The following is a 20208-nucleotide window of genomic DNA, read 5'->3' on the forward strand; positions in this document are numbered from 1 at the left end:
CTTAGTTTCTATTAATAACCTAAGGTTTGCAAAAATAGCGCCAGTATAAAAAAAGCTATGCAATGCATAGCTTTTTGGGTATGTGTTTAGCTGCAAATAGCGCTAAATTTAGCTTTGCTCTTCGCGCAAAAATACCGGTTCAAGTTCTTTAGTGGTTGCTTCTGAGCTAAAGTAATAACCGGCCACGGTAAACTCTTTAAGCTGACTTAACTGCGTGACTTGGTTTTCGATAAGGTAACGCGCCATCATGCCGCGCGCTTTTTTAGCGTAAAAGCTAATCACTTTATATTGGCCGTTTTTACAGTCTTTAAAATGTGGCGTAATAATTTGTGCGTTAAGCGTTTTTTTATCTACCGCTTTAAAGTATTCGTTAGACGCTAAATTAACTAAGTATTGTGCATCTTGTGCCGCTAAAACGTCGTTAAGTTTATTAGCAATAATACTGCCCCAAAACTCATATAGGTTTTTACCACGGCTGTTTTCAAGCTTTGTACCCATTTCTAGGCGGTAGGCTTGCATTAAATCAAGTGGTTTTAATAATCCGTATAAACCCGAGAGTATACGTAAATGCTCTTGAGCATAATCAAGTTGCTTAGCCGTTAGGGTGTCGGCATCTAAACCGCCATATACATCGCCATTAAAGGCAAGCACCGCTTGTTTAGCATTACTCGTAGTAAACGGTTGCGCCCACTCACTAAAACGTGCTGCATTAAGGCCCGCGAGCTTATCGCTAATTTTCATTAAACTACCAATCTGCGCAGGAGTTAGTTCACGGCATACTTTCATGAGCGCTTCGCTGTGCTCAAGTAATTCAGGTTGAGTGAACTTATCTGTTGCGGGTGGCGTGTCGTAATCAAGATTCTTTGCTGGTGAAATAACAGTGATCATAGTTAGCTATTGACTTGTAAATTATTTAATGTCAATTTCAACATTAAATGAGACGAAAAGCACGTTTTGTTTAAAATTATCCTACCTAAAACTCAACCGTTACCGTTTTTTCATTGATAAGGACATAAGACCTATCAAGCATTGTCACACTGTTGCAGTATAGCTATATTAAGGTAGTTTAGATTTTCTTTTAACTTGCTTGGAATGAGGAAAAGCAAATGACTAGCGCTCTACAAAGGCTTAAACAACACTCTTCTATCGTGGCCGACACGGGCGATATAGAAGCCATAAAAAAACATCAACCTGAAGATGCGACTACCAATCCATCGCTGCTTTTAAAAGCGAGCGAGATTGAAGCTTACAAACCTTATCTAGATAAAGCATGGCAATACGCTAAAGAAACCGAGCAACAGCCTGCAAAACAACTAGAGCTGGCTTGTGACTATTTTGCAGTATTACTCGGTAAAGAAATTAGCGAAATTGTTCCGGGTTATATTTCTACCGAAGTTGATGCACGTTTATCATTTGATACCCAAGCAACAATTAATAAAGCACATACTTTACTAAGCCTTTACGAGAAAGAAGGTGTAAGCAAAGACAAGATTTTAATTAAAGTTGCCTCTACTTGGGAAGGCATTAAAGCCGCAGAACAGTTAGAAAAAGAAGGCACTAAATGTAACTTAACGCTTTTATTTAGTGATGCTCAAGCTCGTGCCTGTGCTGATGCAAACGTATTTTTAATTTCGCCATTTGTTGGCAGAATTTTAGATTGGCACGTAGCAAACGGTATGGAAAAACCAACCGACCCGCTACAAGATCCTGGCGTACAATCGGTGCGTAGTATTTTTGAGTTTTACAAACGTCACGACTACAAAACCGTAGTTATGGGCGCAAGCTTTCGTAATACCGGTGAAATTATTGCACTTACAGGATGCGATAAGCTAACAATTAGCCCTAATCTTTTAGAAGATTTGGGTAATTTAGAAGGTGCTGAAGAATACTTGCTAGCAAGTGATATTACTAAAGAGCCAAAACCTGAGCCACTTAGCGAAACACAGTTCCGTTGGTTACATAACCAAGATGCCATGGCGACTGAAAAACTCGCTGAAGGTATTCGCTCATTTGCAGATGCACAGGAACAATTAGAAGCACGCTTTAAAGCGATGTAACTAACCGCTGTTTTAAGAGTTTAAAAACGTCGCTTATTGCGGCGTTTTTTTATACCTGCAATTTTATTTTAAATACTCGCCTTGTCCCCATTTAAGTGCAGTTCTCATTGATCTTCATCAAAATACCACCCGTTAGTAACAGTTTCGTCACATTTATATTCTATTTTATTAATAGCTGTGGTATAGATACTGCCGAGGTTCAAAAAGTGGTCAATAGGAGATAATCAATGGATAGCCTAAACGAAATAATAGAGATATTAGAAGATTCTGATACATCGAAAAAAACCTCTCAAAAAAATAAAAAAAGAAAATGGCGCGAAATAGAAGCAATAAAAGATAAGCAACGTTTGCGCAAAGAACTACTGGAGCTTGACTATTTTGCAGATAGTGTTGCTATTGATGAGTTAGAGTTTTAACCAACATAAGCAACTAAAAAGGCTTTCATAAATGAAAGCCTTTTTTAATGCCTATTACCCTATACCTGCCAATTAATGGGCTGCGCCCCTTGCCCTATTAACAGTTCATTGGTTTTGGAAAAGTGCTGGCAACCAAAAAAGCCGCGATGCGCTGAAAGCGGCGAAGGATGAGGCCCTGCCAATACATGATGGCGCTGGCGATCAATACTTTTACCTTTTTTTTGTGCATGTGCGCCCCATAAAATAAACACCACACCTTGGCAGTGCTCATTTATATGAGCAATCACGTTATCGGTAAATTGCTCCCAACCTAAGTGTTTATGGGAATGGGCTTGCCCTTGCTCTACAGTTAATACTGTATTGAGCAAAAATACACCTTGCTCTGCCCAGCCTTGTAAATAGCCGTGTTCTGGCGTGGTAAAGCCATTAATATCAGTTACTAACTCTTTATAAATGTTTTTAAGCGAAGGCGGGAGCTTTTTAACCTCAGGCAATACTGAAAAACACAAACCATGCGCTTGCCCTTCTCCATGGTAAGGGTCTTGACCTAATATAACCACTTTAATGTCGCTAAGTGGAGTTGCATCAAATGCGCTAAACACCTGTGATTTTGGCGGATATACTGCAGTGCCTTCACCTCGTTTATTCTCAATATATTCAAGGGTTTGCTGCATATATTTTTGGCTAAGTTCATGGTTTAAAAAAGATGACCAGTTGCTCATAATTGACTCTTAATAAATTCTCTAGATATATCTACTTTGTCACACATCTGCGCTAATCCATCCAACATTCTGGGGGTAAACCGATGTAATAAATCAGCATTGACGCTAATAAATTGCTCATACTTTACCGCAGGGATTTCAGGCCATTGCTGCCAATTTACCGTAGGCATTACCCTTTTTGATTTTTCATCAGGAATAATAATAACTTGTGGCTTAGTAACTATCACGTTTTCGATGCTAATTTGTGGGTAATCTGTGTCGCTGTTTGCAAATACATTGGTTACTTGGCAAGTTTCGATTAACTGATTGATCCATGTATTTTTTGATACAGTCATCATAGGCTCAGGCCACAACTGATAAAACCCAGTAAGCGTGGTTTTATCTTTCTGGGTAACTTTAATTGCGTTGAGCTTAACTGTAAATGCCTCAGCTACTTTTTTACTTTGCTCAATATGACCCGTTAATTGACCTAGTTTTAGTATTTCCGAGGCAACCCCTTCAATAAAACGTGGATCACTTAAATATAATTCAATTCCTAAACGCTTTATTTGTGCTAAATCTTCGGCCTGATTACCACTTTTCCACGCAATCACCATGTCAGGTTTTAGCATGAGTAACTTTTCAATAGAAATGCCATTGTAGCCACCAATACGCTCAATTTTAGTCGCCTCTTGCGGGTAATCTGCGTAATCCAGCGTGCCCACTATTAAATCACCCGCCCCAATAGCATATAAATTTTCAACTATGTGTGGTGCTAAAGCCACTATACGAAGCGGCTTGTCAGCTAGGGCTTGAGGTACATTAACAGCAAACAATAACAGCCCAAAAACAATACGCTTTAACATTAGTAATCAAAGCCTTTCAATGCTTTTACGCCCGACTCAAACGCATGTTTTACATTACGTACTTCACTTACCGTATCGGCAAGCTCTATTAAGGTGCGATGCGCAGCACGACCAGTAATAATTACCGATTGCATAGGCGGTCTATTATTTACAGCAACAACCACTTCTTCAAGGTCGATATAACCATAGGTCACCATATAGGTGAGTTCATCGAGTAATACCACATCGATACTGCTGTCGCTTAGCATCCGCTTTGACTCTTGCCATGTTGCTTGCGCTGCCGTGGTATCGGCCTCTTTATTTTGCGTATCCCACGTAAACCCGGTATTCATAACAGCAAATTCAACCCCAGCACCTTGCAGTAAATTACGCTCACCACACTCCCATGTGCCTTTAATAAACTGACATACCGCAGCTTTTTTACCGTGCCCAACACAGCGTGCAACCACACCAAAACCAGAGGTTGATTTACCTTTGCCATTACCAGTAATAACCTGAAAAATGCCTTTTTCTCGTTGCGCTGCGGCTACTCGCGCGTCAACCTGTTCTTTTACTTTTTGTTGACGCTGTTGGTGCTTGTCGTTAGTTGATTCAGTCATTGTTATGTCCTTGATAAATTTTAATAATTTGTTCAATATTTAAATGCGCTTTACACATATCAGCTAAGCGTTCTAACTGGCGTTCACGATGCTCATTTATACTAATCGCACTAATTGCACTTTCTGGTTTCAGCCACTTTAACAGCTGTTCTGTGGCTGCAGGGCTGTCAAATAAGCCATGTAAATATGTACCAGCAATGGCATTATCGTCACTCAAAAAACCATCGTTTTTAAAGTCATTGGGGTGTTTATTAAAGCGAATAAGTGGTTTGTTGAGCGCTTGACCTTTACTGATCCCAGCATGTATTTCGTAACCCTGACAAGCAACCTGCTGCTGGTTTAAATTGAGTATTGCATTTACTTGGCTTAGCACTTTTTGCCCACCCAATAGCGTATCAAAATCGCTAAGCGCTAAACCCGTCACTTGCCCCAACGATGACTCCACCCCATTTGGATCACTGATAGTATTACCTAGCATTTGCATACCGCCGCAAATACCCAATACTTTGCCACCATAACGTAGATGGCGCTTAATTTGCTGATCCCAGCCTTCATTTTTTAAAAACGCGAGATCGCTGAGTACATTTTTACTGCCAGGTACAATAATTAAATCAACAGCAGGAATTGCTTGTGTATGGCGCACGTAGGTTATATTTATATTCGGGTGTAATCGCAGAGCATCAAAATCGGTATGGTTACTAATATGTGGCAATAACAGTACAGCAATATTTATACTGGCATCGGTCACATTATTATCTATGGCCACAGCATCTTCTGCATCAAGTGCTAAATCGTGCAAGTAAGGTAATACCCCTAATACAGGTTTACCGGTGTACTCCTCGAGCCAATCTAGCCCACCTTGTAATAAACTAATATCACCACGAAAACGGTTAATCACAAAACCTTTTACCCGTGCTTGCTCTGATTCGCTTAATAACGCCAAAGTCCCGACTAAGTGCGCAAATACTCCTCCTTTATCAATATCGGCAATAATAATAACAGGGCAATCCACTTGCTCGGCGTAACCCATATTTGCAATATCGTTTGCGCGTAAATTAATTTCGGCTGGGCTGCCAGCCCCTTCTACCAGTAATAAATCAAAGCGTTTAGCTAAACGCTTATGCGAGGTTAATACCGCATCCATAGCCACTTTTTTGTAGTCATGGTAAGCATCGGCTTCCATATTGCTGATAGCTCTACCATGAATAATAACTTGTGCGCCGGTATCACTATTGGGTTTGAGTAATATAGGGTTAAAGTCGATTTCAGGTTCAACTTTTGCGGCTATGGCTTGTAATGCTTGGGCTCTGCCAATTTCGCCACCATCGTGCGTTACGGCGCTATTAAGTGCCATATTTTGTGGTTTAAACGGTGCAACATTAACCCCTTGGTTAGCAAACACTCTGCAAAGTGCTGCCACTAAGGTGCTTTTACCCGCATCGGAGGTGGTACCTTGTACCATTAATGTTTTCATTATTTACCCACCAGCTGGCGCTTACGAAAATACAAGATACTTAAAAAGAATAGACTACCAATAGCCGCCGTGATCACCCCTATTGGCAGCTCTTGGTTAGCGAGTAATGAACGTGCCAGTACATCGACCCATACCATAAATATGCCCCCGACTAATCCGGTCATTAATAATCCAACGCTGCTGCCTTGAGAGATAAAAAAGCGCACTATGTGCGGCACCATTAAGCCAACAAAGCCAATTCCGCCACACATAGCAACCAATACGGCTGTGATCAATGAGCTTAAAATAAGCATTAAAATTCGAAAGCGATGCACCCGTACACCAAGCGTTGTTGCGCTTTCATCACCTAACAACATGGCATTAAGTTGGCGTCTAAAACCTAACATAATGACTGTACATGTAATGATGACCAAGGCAGGTAATAACAGTGACGGCCATTGCGCCCTAGCAAAACTTCCCAAAGTCCAAAATAAAATAGCCGCGACGGCCTGCGGATCGCTCCAATAAAGTAACAAACTGGTAAAGGCGCTAAATAAAAATGATAAGGCCACCCCAGCCAATAACATCGACTCAACTTGGGCGTTGCGTTGACTGCCAGCAATTAAAATTAATAACCCCATTGCTACTAAACTGCCAATTAAGGCTGCTGCTGATAACACAATGCCTGCGCCTATTCCAACAAAAGCCATTAATACTACGACTCCTAATGATGCTCCCGACGAAATACCAAACAAATAAGGGTCAGCCAATGGATTACGAGTAACTGTTTGTAATATCAATCCAGCAATCGCTAAACCGCTGCCGGCCAAAAAAGCCAATAACGTACGTGGCATTCTTAATTCAATAATAATGCGGCTGGTAAATGAGGCCTCGCTTGAAAAAGTTAAGCTATGGTATACATCTGCGAGCGAGGTAGGGGCAGCACCAAAGCTCAATGCCACAAATAAACTAAATACAGCGCATAACAGTGCAGTAATTAACGCCACACCATGGTTAGACATAATCGCCATGTTATTGGTATCCATAATAATAGGTAATATGGGGAATAGACTCACCATTGGACGCCGTTTGAGGGTGAGTATTAACTTGCGCGCAAACACCAAAAACCTCATCAAGCATTTGCTCGGTGATCACCTTATTAGGCTTTCCCGCGCTAGCGATTTCTCCGTTTTTAATAACCACTAACTCATCGCACATGGCTGCCGCTAAATTTAAATCATGAAATGAAGCAAACACAGTAATGCCCAAAGATTTAGCCAGCTCCATTAATTGAATTTGATATTTAACATCAAGGTGGCTTGTGGGTTCATCCATAATGAGTAGCTGTGGTTGCTGCACAATCGCTCTGGCAATAAGCGCTCGTTGCTTTTCACCGCCAGATAGTGAGTCAAATGACTGATTGCTATGAGATTCAAGCCCAACACGACTAATAGCCTGCGCTATTTTTTGTTTATCTGCTTGGGTGGTCGAGCTAAATAGCGTTTTATACGGGGTAAGCCCTAGAGCTACAACATCGAATAACGAGAGATTAAATTGCGACGGTGTTTCTTGTAGCACTACCGCAACTTGCTTGGCATAGTCTTCACTTTTTAGCTGCCAAATATCGGTATCGTTAAATTTAATGTCGCCTGCTGATGGCTGATTAAATCGATATAAGCACCGCAGTAAACTCGACTTTCCTGCCCCATTAGGGCCAATTAAACCAATAAATTTACCACGCTCAATGCTCACATTAATGTGCTTAAGAATTAATGTATTGTCCACTCGCCAAGAAACGTTGTTAACGGTTAAAAGCGGTAAGTTTAAAGAGGTGTGAGTGTGCAAAAAATTATCCTAGGCAGGGAAACACCCACACTCAGTACTAATACGTACCAAAAAGAAAATGAGTTAACCCGCTCGTTATATGAAGTTTTAAGGCATTTGTATCTGACTTACAGTAAAACTGATCACAGTTACGGGAATAGTTGAGGAGTTCCACCTCATTCCAAATGCTTGGCTATTATGCGCAGATAAGTAAATAATTTAAAGCAAAAAAAAACCGCACTCAACTGAGTGCGGTTAAAAGGGAGTGTTTTAACTAAGGTTTAGTTAAAACTTATATTCCATACCTAAACCTAGGTAATCTTGGTCAACATTGTTGTCCATATCAAAGCTTGAGTAAAAGCCAAATACTTTAAGGTTTTTGTTTAGCTTATGGTCAACACCTACCGATACCGCGCTTTTATCATCGCTGTCATCAAAATCCATTGTTTGGTATTGCACTTTGAAAGTGTTGCTACCCATAAGGTAAGCTGCATTCACTAAGTAACCGTCAGCCTCAGCGCTGCCATCTACTTTTTCTTGTGTTTGGTACATTGCGCCAAGTCTAAAATCTTCAATTTTACCTTGAACTGTTGCACGCACTACATCGTAACCATTTACTTCGCTATCAGCAGCAATGGCAGCATATACTGCGCTCTTTTTAAGGCCTGCATCACCGTAAGTTAACGCCACTGAGTAGCCATTTTTGGCATCTACGTCGTCTTCTGCAATAAATGACGCTAATACTTTAAAACCTTCATATGAGTTTGAAGCATAAGATACTGAGTTACCTAAACGATTTTCACCTTTAAAGGTATTTTTTATATCACCTTCAAGATCGTTGAAAAGATCTAGTTTCCCCTGCGCTTGCTTAAGCGCGGTGTCGTTGCGGCCTATTACAACCTGACCAAATCCGCCTTTAAAGCCCACATATTGATTACGCGCTGAAATATTGTCGTCATCACCTTTAGAATCGGCATCAGACACATCAACCTGAAATTCAAACTTATAAACCGCTTCTAAACCGTCTGAAATTTTTTCAGACCCTTTAAGTCCGAAACGAGATGCATTACTTTTAATTTCAGTAAACGATCCTTCACCATCGTCAGATGATTGAACGGTTACATTTGCTTTACCGTAAATATCTGCCTCTGCAAGTGCATTAAAAGATAAACCGCTAAGTAGGGCTAAGCATAAGCTCGATTTTGCAAATTTCATGTTATTTCCTCGATAATCACAATAGACTAATTTTTAAAACAGCAGCAGTGTGTCACCACTAAATGACAAAAATATTACAAAGGACACATTTTTGTCTTTTTAAGTTAATAAAACTGCATTAAATCTGAAATCAAAATAACATGTAAAATAAACTGCCTACCGACTACTTACTTTGTTTCAATAAACTCGGTGTCATTTGCGACAACAAATTAACCAAGGTTTCTATCAACTCTTTCTGTTCGTTATCTCTATGATAGGCAACAAATACATCTCTTGAGGTATTTTCTACCCCTTTTACATGAAAAAGTTCGCCTTTTTCTAAATGATCTTTAACTAATACCTGTGGAATAAACGCACTACCGCCACATTGCAGTATTAAATCAAGCGCTATACGCCCTGTACTGGTTCTAAAATAAGGCGGTGTTTTACCGGTAAACTGACGCGCATGCCAAAGAGAAAACGTGGTTCCCCAATCAACATACACATATTGATTATCAAAAAAGTTATCACTGGTTGCCGTATCGTAACCACTCACCGGAATAATAGGCAGTTCACAAATACGTTCAACCACAAGTTCATCAACTTTAGGAGGATCAAATAAAATAGCTAAATCAAGCGTACGCTCCAACAATAAGCGAGTGCTTTCTTGTTGCGCTTTCACTTCTGCCACCAGCGATACACCAGGCATCGCCGATACAATATTTGTAATACCAAACTGTAAAAATGCATCCCAAATATTAGGCGTACCTGCTAAGCTAATTTGCTTATGCATATTATCTGCAAGTGCAACATCCACTTTGGCTCTTTGCATCCCAGTAATAATCATTTGCGCATGCGGTAACAAACGCTCACCCGGTGCAGTGAGTTGAATATTATTACGCTGACGAATAAATAAATTTACGCCTAAGCCCTGCTCTAATTGGCGAATTCTAAAACTCACCGCAGACTGCGTTATATATAGGTTTTCTGCTGCTTTACCAAAATGGCGAGTTCGCACCACTTCAACAAATGTTTTTAATAAATCTATGTCCAATTTTTTATCCTCACGATAAAAATTTTTTGTTTAAAAAAATAGCGATTATGTCCCATACTCCAGCTAATAATTGGTATGAGGGTACAGCTATGAGCAATGATATTTCACTACTTCGTCAAGCATTCGTAAGTCAACGTCAATTTTATGATGACCAAAACTTTCCACGCGGATTTAGCCGCAGCGGACACTTTACCCTGTTAGAGGCAAGTATTTTAGAACAGCACGGTGTTGTTTTAAAAAGCCTGTATAACAAAACAGTTGAGCCACAAAACGAACATCAGCAACAGTTTGTAAATGCTGTCAGTGGCATAATAGAGCCAAGTAACCCAATTGAGCGAGCATGGGTTAAATATTTAAAGCTAACAACCTGCAAAACAAAATTCCATACATTATTTGGACGCTCAAAAATTTCAGGGCCAACACCAATAAGCCAAGATTATTATTCTGAGGCAGACAATATATAAGTCACTACAATAGTTGCTTTTTGGCGTTTTAGCAGTTACAACTTGTATAAGCAAACACTTTTGCAAAATTTAAACAAGGCTGTTACTTGACGCACAGAATACTTATTGTTGAAGACACTCCTACTATTGCGCGAGTGCAAAAGCATATCGCGCAAAAAGTCGGCTACGAGGTTGATATTGCTCAATCCTTGGCTGAGACTAAAGAGCTTATAAGTAAGCACCATTATTTTTGCGCAGTAGTCGACTTTATATTACCTGACGCGCCACAAGGTGAAGCGGTTCCATGCACCATTGCAGCAGATATTCCTACCATAGTGATGACAGGCAATATCGATAAGCATACCCGTGATACCGTTGAAAAATACCCCATAATTGATTACATCATCAAAGGCAATAAACAAGCCTATGAGTATTTAGAAAAGCAGCTTTACCGCCTACCACGCAATAAGCATGTAAAAGTATTGGTTGTTGATGACTCTGCGTCAACACGCCAACACATATGTAGTTTATTAACACGTCACAAATATCAAATATTACAAGCAGCCGATGGCATTGAAGCACTTAAAGAGCTTGAAAGCACCCCCGATATTTCTGTGATTATTACCGACAAAGAAATGCCTAACATGGACGGCATTGAGCTGTGTAATGAAATTAGACGCATTTATAGTAATGACGAAAAAGCCATAATTGGTATTTCAGGTATCACTTCGTCTAATTTATCTGCTTTATTTTTAAAAAATGGAGCAAATGACTATTTATACAAACCATTTAACAGTGAAGAATTTTACTGCCGGTTAAGCCAAAACGTCGATATGCTAGAGCATATCGAAACTATAAAACGACAAGCCAATACAGATTACTTAACTAAACTCCCTAATCGTCGTTACTTTTTTGAAGAGGCTAACAAGTCATTAAAGCAGTTTAAAAAAGCAAAAGCACCAGCCATGTTAGCTATGCTTGATATTGACCATTTTAAAGCTATTAATGATACCTATGGCCATGATGCCGGAGATGAAGTGCTTAAAGGGCTGGCTGTATGCTTTAATAAATATTTTGAAAACCAATTGGTTGCCCGTTTAGGCGGAGAAGAATTTGCGGTATTTTTTACTGAACTGACCGAGCAAGAAGCACTAAAACGACTAGAAAGTTTTCGATTATTTATTGAGCTTAATAGCCATGAGTTTAGCCAAGCACAAATCAAGTTTACGCTGTCGATAGGCTTCAGCCACAGTGAAACCTATCAAATTGACGAACTATTAAAACAAGCCGACTTAAAGCTCTACAAAGCCAAAGAGTCGGGGCGTAATAAAGTGGTTTAGTTTAACTAAACCACACCTGAGGCGACAATGGCTGCTTTTCTGCGTTTACGCGACTGATGATATGAATCCCAACTAAAAATAGCCAGTGCACTCCAAATACACGCAAAGGTAATTACACGCTCAGCATCAAACACTTCACCATAAAACACCACGGCTAAAATAAACATTAAGCTAGGCCCTATGTACTGAAAAAAACCAAGCGTAGTGTATTGCAATCGCTTAGCCGCGCCGGTAAAACACAGCAATGGCAGTGTAGTCACTATACCTGCACTTACTAATAGCGCATTAGTTAGCCAATCATTCGCTGGTAAATTAGACGTTTCAGTCGGCACCATTAACCACCAATAGGTCAGTGCCACCGGTAATAATATTAATGCCTCAATTAAAATCCCAGGCAGGGCATCAACCTGTAGTTTTTTACGTAATAGGCCATATAACGCAAAAGAAGTCGCTAACGAAAATGCCACAACCGGAAATGAACCAAAACTAATTAACTGTAATAAAACACCTGTAAAAGCCAAGGCAACAGCAGCTCCTTGCAACTTACGTAACCGCTCGTTTAAAAACACCATACCAAGTAATACATTTAACAAAGGATTGATATAGTAGCCTAAGCTGGCATCTAGCATGTGGTTGTTATTAATAGCCCATATAAACAACCCCCAGTTAAACCCCAATAAGGTCGAGGTAACAACTAGCATCAGAATTAATTTAGGTTGGATTAAAATGCGTTTAATTTTATTCCAGTAGTTGAGCACACTCACCACCAAAATAAGAAACATCACAGACCAAATAACACGATGCATTAAAATTTCAAATGCTGATACATGTTGGATCATCTTAAAATAAATGGGTGCTAGGCCCCACATAAAAAAGGCGAGGCAGGCAAAAATGGCGCCCTTTCGCTGCTCGGTATCAATCGACATAGTAACCACTTGATGATTTAAAAGGCCGTAAGTTTAACCCCCTCTCACTTTTTAGCCAACTAAATACGTGCCCGTTCCAAACGCTATTTGTACCGACTGCTCGTTATGTAACTCCATTCGGCACACGCACACTTTATTTCCTGAGCGAATAAGTGTGGCGCTGGCAATAAATACCTCCCCTTTACCTGGGCGTAAATAATCAGTACGTAAATCTATGGTGCCCAGTGTGGCTAACTTTTTATGCACACTGGGTAAGTCGGCATCGTCTAGTTTTCCTATTACACTTGCTGCAGCAAGCATTCCGCCTACATTGTCGAGCACCGCAGAAATCACTCCACCGTGAAGAATCTTTTGCGCCGGATTACCAATTAATACGTCTTGCCAAGGAAATGATATTTTAGCTTGTTCAGTACTAAGTGACTCTACTGCTATTTTTAAAAACTGGTTAAAGGGCATGTTATTAACAAACAGCGCCCCTACTTGATCGATCAACATTTCTTTATTCATTATTATTCTCTATGTTTTCAGTGGTACGATGAGTAAAGCACAGCTTGAGGCTATTGTAACCCCCTGCAGATTTTAGTTTATCACTACAGATGTGTGTACCAAGTAATGAAAGCTAAAGACATCCTGATAAAAAACCACTAAAATAGCGCCGATGAATACACTAACTCCTTCTCCTAATACGCTTGTGCGTAAACCCGAAACTGTACTCAAACAAGTGTTTGGTTACAGTGAATTTCGCGACGGTCAAAGTGCAGTAATTGATGCCGCCATTAATGGCCAAGATTCATTAGTATTACTGCCCACCGGTGGTGGTAAATCGGTGTGTTACCAAATACCCGCGCTGGTATTAGAGGGAGTCACCATTGTTATTTCTCCGCTGATCTCTTTAATGCAAGATCAAGTCACCCAATTACAAGCACTGGGAGTTAAGGCCGCTTATGTCAATAACAGCCTAGCTCGCGAAGAACAACAATTAGTGTATCAGCAATTGCATCAAGGGCTGATAAAGCTACTTTATGTAGCTCCTGAAAAAGTGCTACAACGCGACTTTTTAGAGCGGCTCTCTCATTTGAATGTTAGCTTGTTTGCTATTGATGAAGCACACTGTGTTTCTCATTGGGGTCACGATTTTAGACCGCATTATTTTCGTTTAAATGAGCTTAAACAACGCTTTGCACATGTGCCTATGATGGCACTCACTGCCACTGCCGATAAAGCGACTCGCTTTGATATTGTTGAGCAACTCAAGCTACAACAGCCCTACATTCATACCGGCAGTTTTGATCGCCCTAATATTCGTTACACCATAGAAGAAAAATTTAAACCTATGGTGCAATTACTGCGTTATTTAAAAGAGCAAAAAAATCAAAGTGGTATTATTTATTGCACCAGTCGTAAACGTGTTGATGATATAGCTGAAAAGCTTGCTGATGCAGGCCTTAATGCTGCCGCTTACCATGCGGGAATGAGTAACGAGCAACGTCAGTTTGTGCAAACCGGGTTTGCCCGTGACGATATTCAAATTGTGGTTGCCACCGTTGCCTTTGGTATGGGAATTAACAAGCCTAACGTACGCTTTGTTCTGCATTACGACATTCCAAAAAGTATTGAAGCTTATTACCAAGAAACAGGCCGTGCTGGACGAGATGGGCTTGCTGCAGAGGCCATCATGTATTTTGACCCTGCCGATATAGGTCGGGTTAGACGCTTTTTTGAAGATATTGACGATGAACAACGCCGCCGCGTAGAGGAGCAGCGCTTTAATGCCATGGCCAGCTTTGCCGAAGCACAAACGTGTCGCCGTCAAATATTATTGAACTACTTTAGTGAGTACCAACGCGAACCCTGTGGTAACTGTGACATTTGCTTAAATCCACCTAAAAGTTTTGATGGCACATTGGTCGCACAGCAAGCACTTTCGTGTGTGTATCGCGCACAGCAACAATTTGGGTTAGGTTACATTGTAGAATTATTACGTGGCGCGAATACTAGCCGCATTCGTGATAACAACCACCATGAACTCAGCACCTATGGCATAGGTAAAGATAAAAGCAGTGAGTTTTGGCTCAGTATTTTACGCCAACTTATTCATCAAGGGCTATTAAGCCAAGATATAACCCAAGGCGCTTCATTGCGTTTAACTGAAGCTGCACGCGCTATTTTAAAAGGTGAATATGCACTGCAATTGGCCGAGCCTCGCTTACAAGCTAAACACGTTTATCAGGATAAGTTAGCGCAGTTTAATTACGATAAAAAACTATTCGCTCGCCTGCGTGCATTGCGTAAAGAGTTAGCCGATGCCGATGATGTGCCGCCTTATGTAGTCTTTAACGATAAAACGCTAGCCGAAATGGCGCAGCTTATGCCCACTAACGACAGTGAATTTTTAAAAGTGTCGGGGGTTGGTTTTACTAAATTAAACAAGTATGGCGGTGAGTTTTTAACCGCAATTCGACATTACCTAGCAACGCAATAAGCCCCTTATGACCGAACTTGAATACGATCACACACATCAATGTATTATTGTTAAACCGACAGAGCTGCCGCACGATGAAGACTTTGAATTGTGGGGAACGTTATTTTTGCACAGCGATGAAATTAGCATTAATGAGTATGCCGCTGGGGCAGATCGTCATCAACTGCGTTTTAACTATGCTAACCACACGTTTAATTTAAATTTTGAGCATTATAGCCAAAGTGTGTGGATTAATGGTGAAGGGCAAGATGCCGACAACCTATTGGCAGCGTTAACATTTTATTTAACTTAAATGCATAGCTAATACCTTATAATCGCTATAAAAATAAAACTAAATCTGTCTTTTACTTACATATCAATAACAATGATGTAAGCTAAGAGTAAGTGTTTTATTTTGCAAAATAGCGCTAAAGAGGGTCAATGTTAAATAGAAAATGGATTGCACGTAGTTGTTTTAGCTTTTCTATTTCGAGTATGTTTATGCTCAGCGTTTGTGCGCAAGAAGCGCCACTAGCCCAAAGCTGCCCTAGTGACGACTCATCACAAACTCATGAAAATAATTTGCGTCGTCAAATTACATCTCAAACTCCAACACTCACAGCACAAAGTAACACTAAAATTGCCTCCATCACTTTGCAACAGCTTAATGTATTTAATACTGAACTAGAGGCTGAAAACAATGCATTATTTCGTTTCGCCAATCGGGCACACATACAAACCGAGCCTGAGGTAATTAAGAGTATTTTACTGTTTAAGTCGGGCGATACCTTTAATCCAAAAACGCTGGCCGAATCTGAGCGGTTACTGAGAAAACAAAGTTATTTATATGATGCACAAATTATTGCTGACGAAAATTGTGATGGAAATATTGATGTAACAGTAATTACTCGAGACTTATGGACTTTACTGCCCGAACTTAGTTTTAGCCGTAGTGGTGGTGAAAATAAATCAAGTATTGGTTTTCGCGAATCTAACTTATTTGGTTGGGGCAAACGGTTATCGTTTGCACGTAAAACAAACAGTGACCGAAATGGTTATTTATTTGTTTATGATGATCCTAATATCTTATCAACTCGCTACCGAGGGCGTTTAGAGTATGCCGACAACAGCGACGGCAAAAGTCATTTAGTTGAACTAACCTACCCGTTTTATGCCATCCATACGCCCTATAGTTATGGCGCCCTGAGTTACTCAACCCAACGAGAAGAAGCCTTATACATCAGAGGTGAAAAGTTTAGTGAGTTTGAACAAAAAACCGACCTAAACCAGGTGTTTTTTGGCCATTCTAAAGCCCTTAGTCATAACTGGACCCAGCGCTTGAGCCTTGGTTATATTGATGAGCAACACACTTTCAAAGCGATTGACTCTACCACTACAGCAGTGGCTGAAAACAGAAGCTTAAGTTACCCCTACATCAGCGGCCATTGGTTTGAAGATAACTTTATAAAAGTACGTAACTTTGACAGTATTTATCGTACTGAGGATTTAAATTTAGGTTGGAATATCAAAGCCACCCTGGGCTACTCCGATGAATCAATAAGTAACGACGATAGCCGCGCTGTGTACTCGTTTAATTTTAACAAAGCCCATTTTAGCACTAACCATACCCTTTGGCGTTTTCATGCAGATATTCAAGGCTATTGGAATAACGAGAAAAAACAGCTCGAAAACTTGCTCACTACTAGCCAAATTCAATATTATTTAAATACCAGTATTGATCAATCTTGGTATGTAAAAGCAAGGCTGCAATACGCAAAAAACCTCACTAATGATAAACAGCTCACCCTAGGGGGCGAAACTGGACTTCGTGGCTATCCTATGGAATTTCAACATGGGGATCGGAGTTTTTTAGTCAGTTTAGAAAAGCGCTATTACTGGGAATATGACTTACTACAGCTGTTTAAAGTGGGAGGGGCAGCCTTTTTAGATATTGGTCGAGCTTGGTATAACAACGAGTCGAACACTCAGTATCAAGTTGAGAACACCCCAGTGCTAAAAAATGTGGGCTTAGGTTTGCGCCTTGCGCCAAGTCGCGCCAATGCGGGTACCATGATCCACCTTGATATAGCCGCGCCGCTAAATAAATATGATGATGTTGACTCGGTACAATGGCTGCTCAGCGTCAAAAATTCTTTTTAAAATCACTACTGCGCGCCTACGTTAAACGTTACACTTTGCGCCTATCATTATTGTGAGAATACATTTTGGAATTAATCACCCTTTTAGAGCTTTTGGGCACACAATATAAACTTATCGTGACCGTGATTGCCCTTTTGAGCTTTCCGCTACTATTAAAAGTAACTAAAAAATTACTCGAAAAAGCTATCAGAGGTAAAATCGATTTACACCGAAAGTACCGTGCAGAGCTACTACTAAAAATAATACTCGCCTTTGTGATGCTGTGTTTAGTATTAGTTTTTTGGGGAATAGAACTGCGTGGTTTACTGGTATTAGGCTCTTCTTTATTTGCCATGCTAGGCGTTGCACTCTTTGCGGCGTGGTCATTGCTGAGTAACTTAACCGCGTTTTTACTGATGTTTATTCAAAATGACTGCCGTGTAGGTTATTGGGTGAGAATTGTGGATGGAGCTAACGCCATTGAAGGGCGTATTATCGAAATGGGGCTGATGAATGTCTTACTCGAACACGTTGATGGCCACAGAGTGATTTACCCTAATAACTTATTTGTTACCCGCCCGGTGTTAGTGCTTAATACGGAGCCTAAACCAACAAAAGCGCCTAAAATTAAACGCATTATTGGCCCTAAACCGCGTAGCTAAACAACACCTATTAAAAAACCGCGTTAGCTTAAAACTAAGGCGGTTTTTTTATATCTACAGATAGAGTCATACCAATTCACTTAATTGAGCAAATTGGTATTAATTATTTAGTTCAGCCGTTTTCAGCTCATCATCTAAATCATTTATCTCATCAATAAACGTTTCTAACTGCTGCTCTACCAAACTATTTGCATGCGCAAAATAAGCAATATGGAATACGGCATCGCCTTCATTTACCAGTGGCATAGTTTGCTGGCCAATAATAATACCGCTTCGAGGAGCAAGGAGTTCAAGTTCTGAATCGCCAAGCGGACTGCTAATATAAGCAAGCACTTGGCCTTTCATTACTCGCTCACCTAACGATACTTGCGCTCTTACTATGCCGTCTACTTCTGCACGCACCCAACTAGTGGAGCTTGCAATCACAGGATCAGGCAGTTTTTTAGGACGTTTACCGCGTATCATTTTTAAATGTCGCATAACATAATCAACCCCTTGCACGCCTGCAGCAATCGCAATAGGGTCAAAGCGTAGTGCTTCACCCGCCTCATAAGTAATAACAGGTATACCTAAATTAGCGGCTTCACTACGCAGCGAGCCATTACGTAATGACGCATCTATAACCGCAGGCGTACCAAAGGCTTTAGCCATTTGCGCTGTTGCTTCATCGGCTAAATTAGCACGAATTTGCGGTAAGTTAGTACGGTGAATCGCCCCCGTATGCAAATCAATAATATGCGTACAATGCACAGCTACTTGGTTAAAAAACATATACGCCATGCGACCTGCTAATGAACCACGCTCAGACCCCGGAAAACTCCGGTTCATATCGCGGCGATCGGGCAGATAACGCGATTTATGAATAAAACCAAATACATTCACAATCGGGACCGCAATTAATGTACCACGAAGCTGATTAGGGTCGATTTTAGCCAGTAACTGGCGCACAACCTCAACCCCATTTAGTTCGTCGCCGTGTATAGCCGCACACACCATCAATACAGGGCCTTCCATTACACCGTTAACCACTTCAATAGGAATATTAAGCGGTGAATGGGTGTAAAGCTTTGCAGCTTCTAGCGCGAGTGTTTTACGTTCACCTACACCAATACTTTCACCTAATAGGGTGAAAGGTCGGTTAATTTTAACCTTTGCCACGAGTTGCCGTTCCTTTACTTGCAGCATTTTTCTCGATGAAATCAATCACCATGCCCGCAATATCTTTACCTGTTGCCACTTCAATCCCTTCAAGGCCTGGCGATGAATTTACTTCCATAACCAAAGGACCACGAGATGAGCGAAGTAAGTCAACGCCAGCAACGTTTAAGCCCATTGCTTTTGCCGCTGCAACCGCTGTTTTACGCTCTTCTGGCGTAATACGCACCAGTGTAGCGCTACCACCACGGTGAAGGTTTGAGCGGAACTCGCCTTCCTGTGCTTGGCGTTTCATTGCAGCAATCACTTTATCTCCGAGTACAAAACAACGAATATCCGCACCACCCGCTTCTTTAATATATTCTTGTACCATGATATTGGCTTTTAAACCCATAAACGCTTCAATAACACTTTCAGCCGCTTTACGTGTTTCAGCAAGTACCACACCAATACCTTGAGTGCCCTCAAGTAGCTTAATAACGACCGGTGCGCCACCTACCATTTCGAGTAAGTCTTTTACGTCATCTGGCTTGCTAGCAAAGCCTGTTACTGGCATGCCTACGCCTTTGCGTGATAATAATTGTAGAGAACGTAATTTATCGCGCGAACGAGAAATAGCCACAGATTCATTAACCGGATAAACACCCATCATTTCAAACTGGCGTAATACAGAACAGCCATAAAAAGTAACTGATGCGCCAATACGCGGAACAATGGCATCAAAATCTTTTAGGTTTTCGCCGCGGTAATGGATTTCAGGTTGATCTGAGTTTATATTCATATAACAACGTAGCGCGTTAATCACTTTTACTTCATGACCACGTTGCTCAGCCGCTTCAATTAAACGACGCGTTGAATATAAATTTTTGTTGCGAGATAAAATACCAATTTTCATAGTTAAAACCTTAACTAAATTAT

The 20208-nt window shown here is 40.7% G+C and carries 21 protein-coding genes and 1 riboswitch; of the genes, 8 read left to right on the plus strand and 13 right to left on the minus strand.

Features of this window, described 5'->3' with window-relative positions:
* Positions 1 to 108: 108 nt before the first annotated feature.
* On the minus strand, positions 109 to 888 hold the full coding sequence (yaaA, locus tag PSM_RS12425; RefSeq protein WP_013465813.1) for a peroxide stress protein YaaA: 780 nt from the start codon (positions 886 to 888) through the stop codon (positions 109 to 111).
* 218 nt (positions 889 to 1106) lie between these two features.
* Here yaaA and tal point away from each other — a divergent pair, with 218 nt between their 5' ends.
* Positions 1107 to 2057 carry a transaldolase gene (tal, locus tag PSM_RS12430; RefSeq protein ID WP_013465814.1) on the plus strand — a complete coding sequence of 317 codons (951 nt, stop codon included), beginning with the start codon at positions 1107 to 1109 and terminating at the stop codon, positions 2055 to 2057.
* Between the two features lie 227 nt (positions 2058 to 2284).
* Positions 2285 to 2473 carry a DUF3545 family protein gene (locus PSM_RS12435; RefSeq protein WP_013465815.1) on the plus strand — a complete coding sequence of 63 codons (189 nt, stop codon included), beginning with the start codon at positions 2285 to 2287 and terminating at the stop codon, positions 2471 to 2473.
* Between the two features lie 59 nt (positions 2474 to 2532).
* Here PSM_RS12435 and ung read toward each other — a convergent pair whose 3' ends face one another.
* The 8 genes from ung to PSM_RS12475 all read right to left on the minus strand — a co-directional run bounded on the left by ung (position 2533) and on the right by PSM_RS12475 (position 10164).
* Positions 2533 to 3195: a uracil-DNA glycosylase gene (ung, locus tag PSM_RS12440; RefSeq protein ID WP_013465816.1), complete on the minus strand. Its 663-nt coding sequence runs from the start codon at positions 3193 to 3195 to the stop codon at positions 2533 to 2535.
* Positions 3192 to 4040, minus strand: coding sequence for a cobalamin-binding protein (locus PSM_RS12445; protein WP_013465817.1), 849 nt, complete (start codon positions 4038 to 4040; stop codon positions 3192 to 3194). The genes ung and PSM_RS12445 overlap by 4 nt, the downstream gene beginning before the upstream one ends.
* Positions 4040 to 4639, minus strand: coding sequence for a cob(I)yrinic acid a,c-diamide adenosyltransferase (cobO, locus tag PSM_RS12450; protein ID WP_013465818.1), 600 nt, complete (start codon positions 4637 to 4639; stop codon positions 4040 to 4042). Before cobO ends, PSM_RS12445 begins: the two co-directional genes overlap by 1 nt.
* Positions 4632 to 6113 (minus strand): cobyric acid synthase, encoded by a 1482-nt coding sequence (locus PSM_RS12455; RefSeq protein ID WP_041695785.1) that lies wholly within the window; start codon positions 6111 to 6113, stop codon positions 4632 to 4634. Before PSM_RS12455 ends, cobO begins: the two co-directional genes overlap by 8 nt.
* The gene (locus tag PSM_RS12460) at positions 6113 to 7123 is read right to left on the minus strand and encodes a FecCD family ABC transporter permease (protein WP_013465820.1); all 1011 of its coding nucleotides are present in this window, start codon (positions 7121 to 7123) and stop codon (positions 6113 to 6115) included. Before PSM_RS12460 ends, PSM_RS12455 begins: the two co-directional genes overlap by 1 nt.
* Before the next feature lies 1 nt (position 7124).
* Positions 7125 to 7937: an ABC transporter ATP-binding protein gene (locus tag PSM_RS12465; RefSeq protein ID WP_013465821.1), complete on the minus strand. Its 813-nt coding sequence runs from the start codon at positions 7935 to 7937 to the stop codon at positions 7125 to 7127.
* A gap of 76 nt (positions 7938 to 8013) precedes the next feature.
* Positions 8014 to 8151: riboswitch (cobalamin riboswitch) on the minus strand.
* Positions 8152 to 8201: 50 nt separating this feature from the next.
* The gene (locus PSM_RS12470; protein WP_013465822.1) at positions 8202 to 9131 is read right to left on the minus strand and encodes a porin; all 930 of its coding nucleotides are present in this window, start codon (positions 9129 to 9131) and stop codon (positions 8202 to 8204) included.
* A gap of 163 nt (positions 9132 to 9294) precedes the next feature.
* Entirely contained in the window at positions 9295 to 10164 is an 870-nt protein-coding gene (locus PSM_RS12475; protein WP_013465823.1) for a LysR family transcriptional regulator, read from the minus strand.
* An 89-nt stretch (positions 10165 to 10253) separates the two neighbouring features.
* Between PSM_RS12475 and PSM_RS12480 the strand changes: the two genes are divergently transcribed.
* Both PSM_RS12480 and PSM_RS12485 read left to right on the plus strand, forming a co-directional pair.
* A complete protein-coding gene (locus tag PSM_RS12480; RefSeq protein ID WP_013465824.1) occupies positions 10254 to 10628 on the plus strand; it encodes a DUF413 domain-containing protein in 375 nt (124 codons plus the stop codon).
* 86 nt (positions 10629 to 10714) lie between these two features.
* Entirely contained in the window at positions 10715 to 11947 is a 1233-nt protein-coding gene (locus tag PSM_RS12485) for a diguanylate cyclase (RefSeq protein WP_013465825.1), read from the plus strand.
* Between the two features lie 5 nt (positions 11948 to 11952).
* On the opposite strand, the gene rarD is transcribed toward PSM_RS12485, so the two are convergent.
* Both rarD and PSM_RS12495 read right to left on the minus strand, forming a co-directional pair.
* Positions 11953 to 12873, minus strand: coding sequence for an EamA family transporter RarD (gene rarD / locus PSM_RS12490; protein WP_013465826.1), 921 nt, complete (start codon positions 12871 to 12873; stop codon positions 11953 to 11955).
* A 51-nt stretch (positions 12874 to 12924) separates the two neighbouring features.
* Positions 12925 to 13380 (minus strand): thioesterase family protein, encoded by a 456-nt coding sequence (locus tag PSM_RS12495; RefSeq protein ID WP_028835656.1) that lies wholly within the window; start codon positions 13378 to 13380, stop codon positions 12925 to 12927.
* 151 nt (positions 13381 to 13531) lie between these two features.
* Here PSM_RS12495 and recQ point away from each other — a divergent pair, with 151 nt between their 5' ends.
* The 4 genes from recQ to PSM_RS12515 all read left to right on the plus strand — a co-directional run bounded on the left by recQ (position 13532) and on the right by PSM_RS12515 (position 18135).
* Entirely contained in the window at positions 13532 to 15355 is a 1824-nt protein-coding gene (recQ, locus tag PSM_RS12500; protein ID WP_013465828.1) for a DNA helicase RecQ, read from the plus strand.
* Positions 15356 to 15362: 7 nt separating this feature from the next.
* Positions 15363 to 15647 (plus strand): DUF3630 family protein, encoded by a 285-nt coding sequence (locus PSM_RS12505; protein WP_013465829.1) that lies wholly within the window; start codon positions 15363 to 15365, stop codon positions 15645 to 15647.
* Between the two features lie 128 nt (positions 15648 to 15775).
* Entirely contained in the window at positions 15776 to 17494 is a 1719-nt protein-coding gene (locus tag PSM_RS12510; RefSeq protein WP_013465830.1) for a BamA/TamA family outer membrane protein, read from the plus strand.
* A 65-nt stretch (positions 17495 to 17559) separates the two neighbouring features.
* On the plus strand, positions 17560 to 18135 hold the full coding sequence (locus PSM_RS12515; protein WP_013465831.1) for a mechanosensitive ion channel domain-containing protein: 576 nt from the start codon (positions 17560 to 17562) through the stop codon (positions 18133 to 18135).
* Between the two features lie 99 nt (positions 18136 to 18234).
* Here the strand turns inward: PSM_RS12515 and PSM_RS12520 are convergent, their stop codons facing one another.
* Complete coding sequence (locus PSM_RS12520; RefSeq protein ID WP_008110612.1) at positions 18235 to 19293, minus strand: succinylglutamate desuccinylase/aspartoacylase family protein; 1059 nt, start codon at positions 19291 to 19293, stop codon at positions 18235 to 18237.
* Positions 19280 to 20185 carry a 30S ribosomal protein S6--L-glutamate ligase gene (rimK, locus tag PSM_RS12525; RefSeq protein WP_008110610.1) on the minus strand — a complete coding sequence of 302 codons (906 nt, stop codon included), beginning with the start codon at positions 20183 to 20185 and terminating at the stop codon, positions 19280 to 19282. The genes PSM_RS12520 and rimK overlap by 14 nt, the downstream gene beginning before the upstream one ends.
* Positions 20186 to 20208: the final 23 nt, after the last annotated feature.

The sequence above is a fragment of the Pseudoalteromonas sp. SM9913 genome (genome assembly GCF_000184065.1).
GTDB lineage: Bacteria > Pseudomonadota > Gammaproteobacteria > Enterobacterales > Alteromonadaceae > Pseudoalteromonas > Pseudoalteromonas tetraodonis.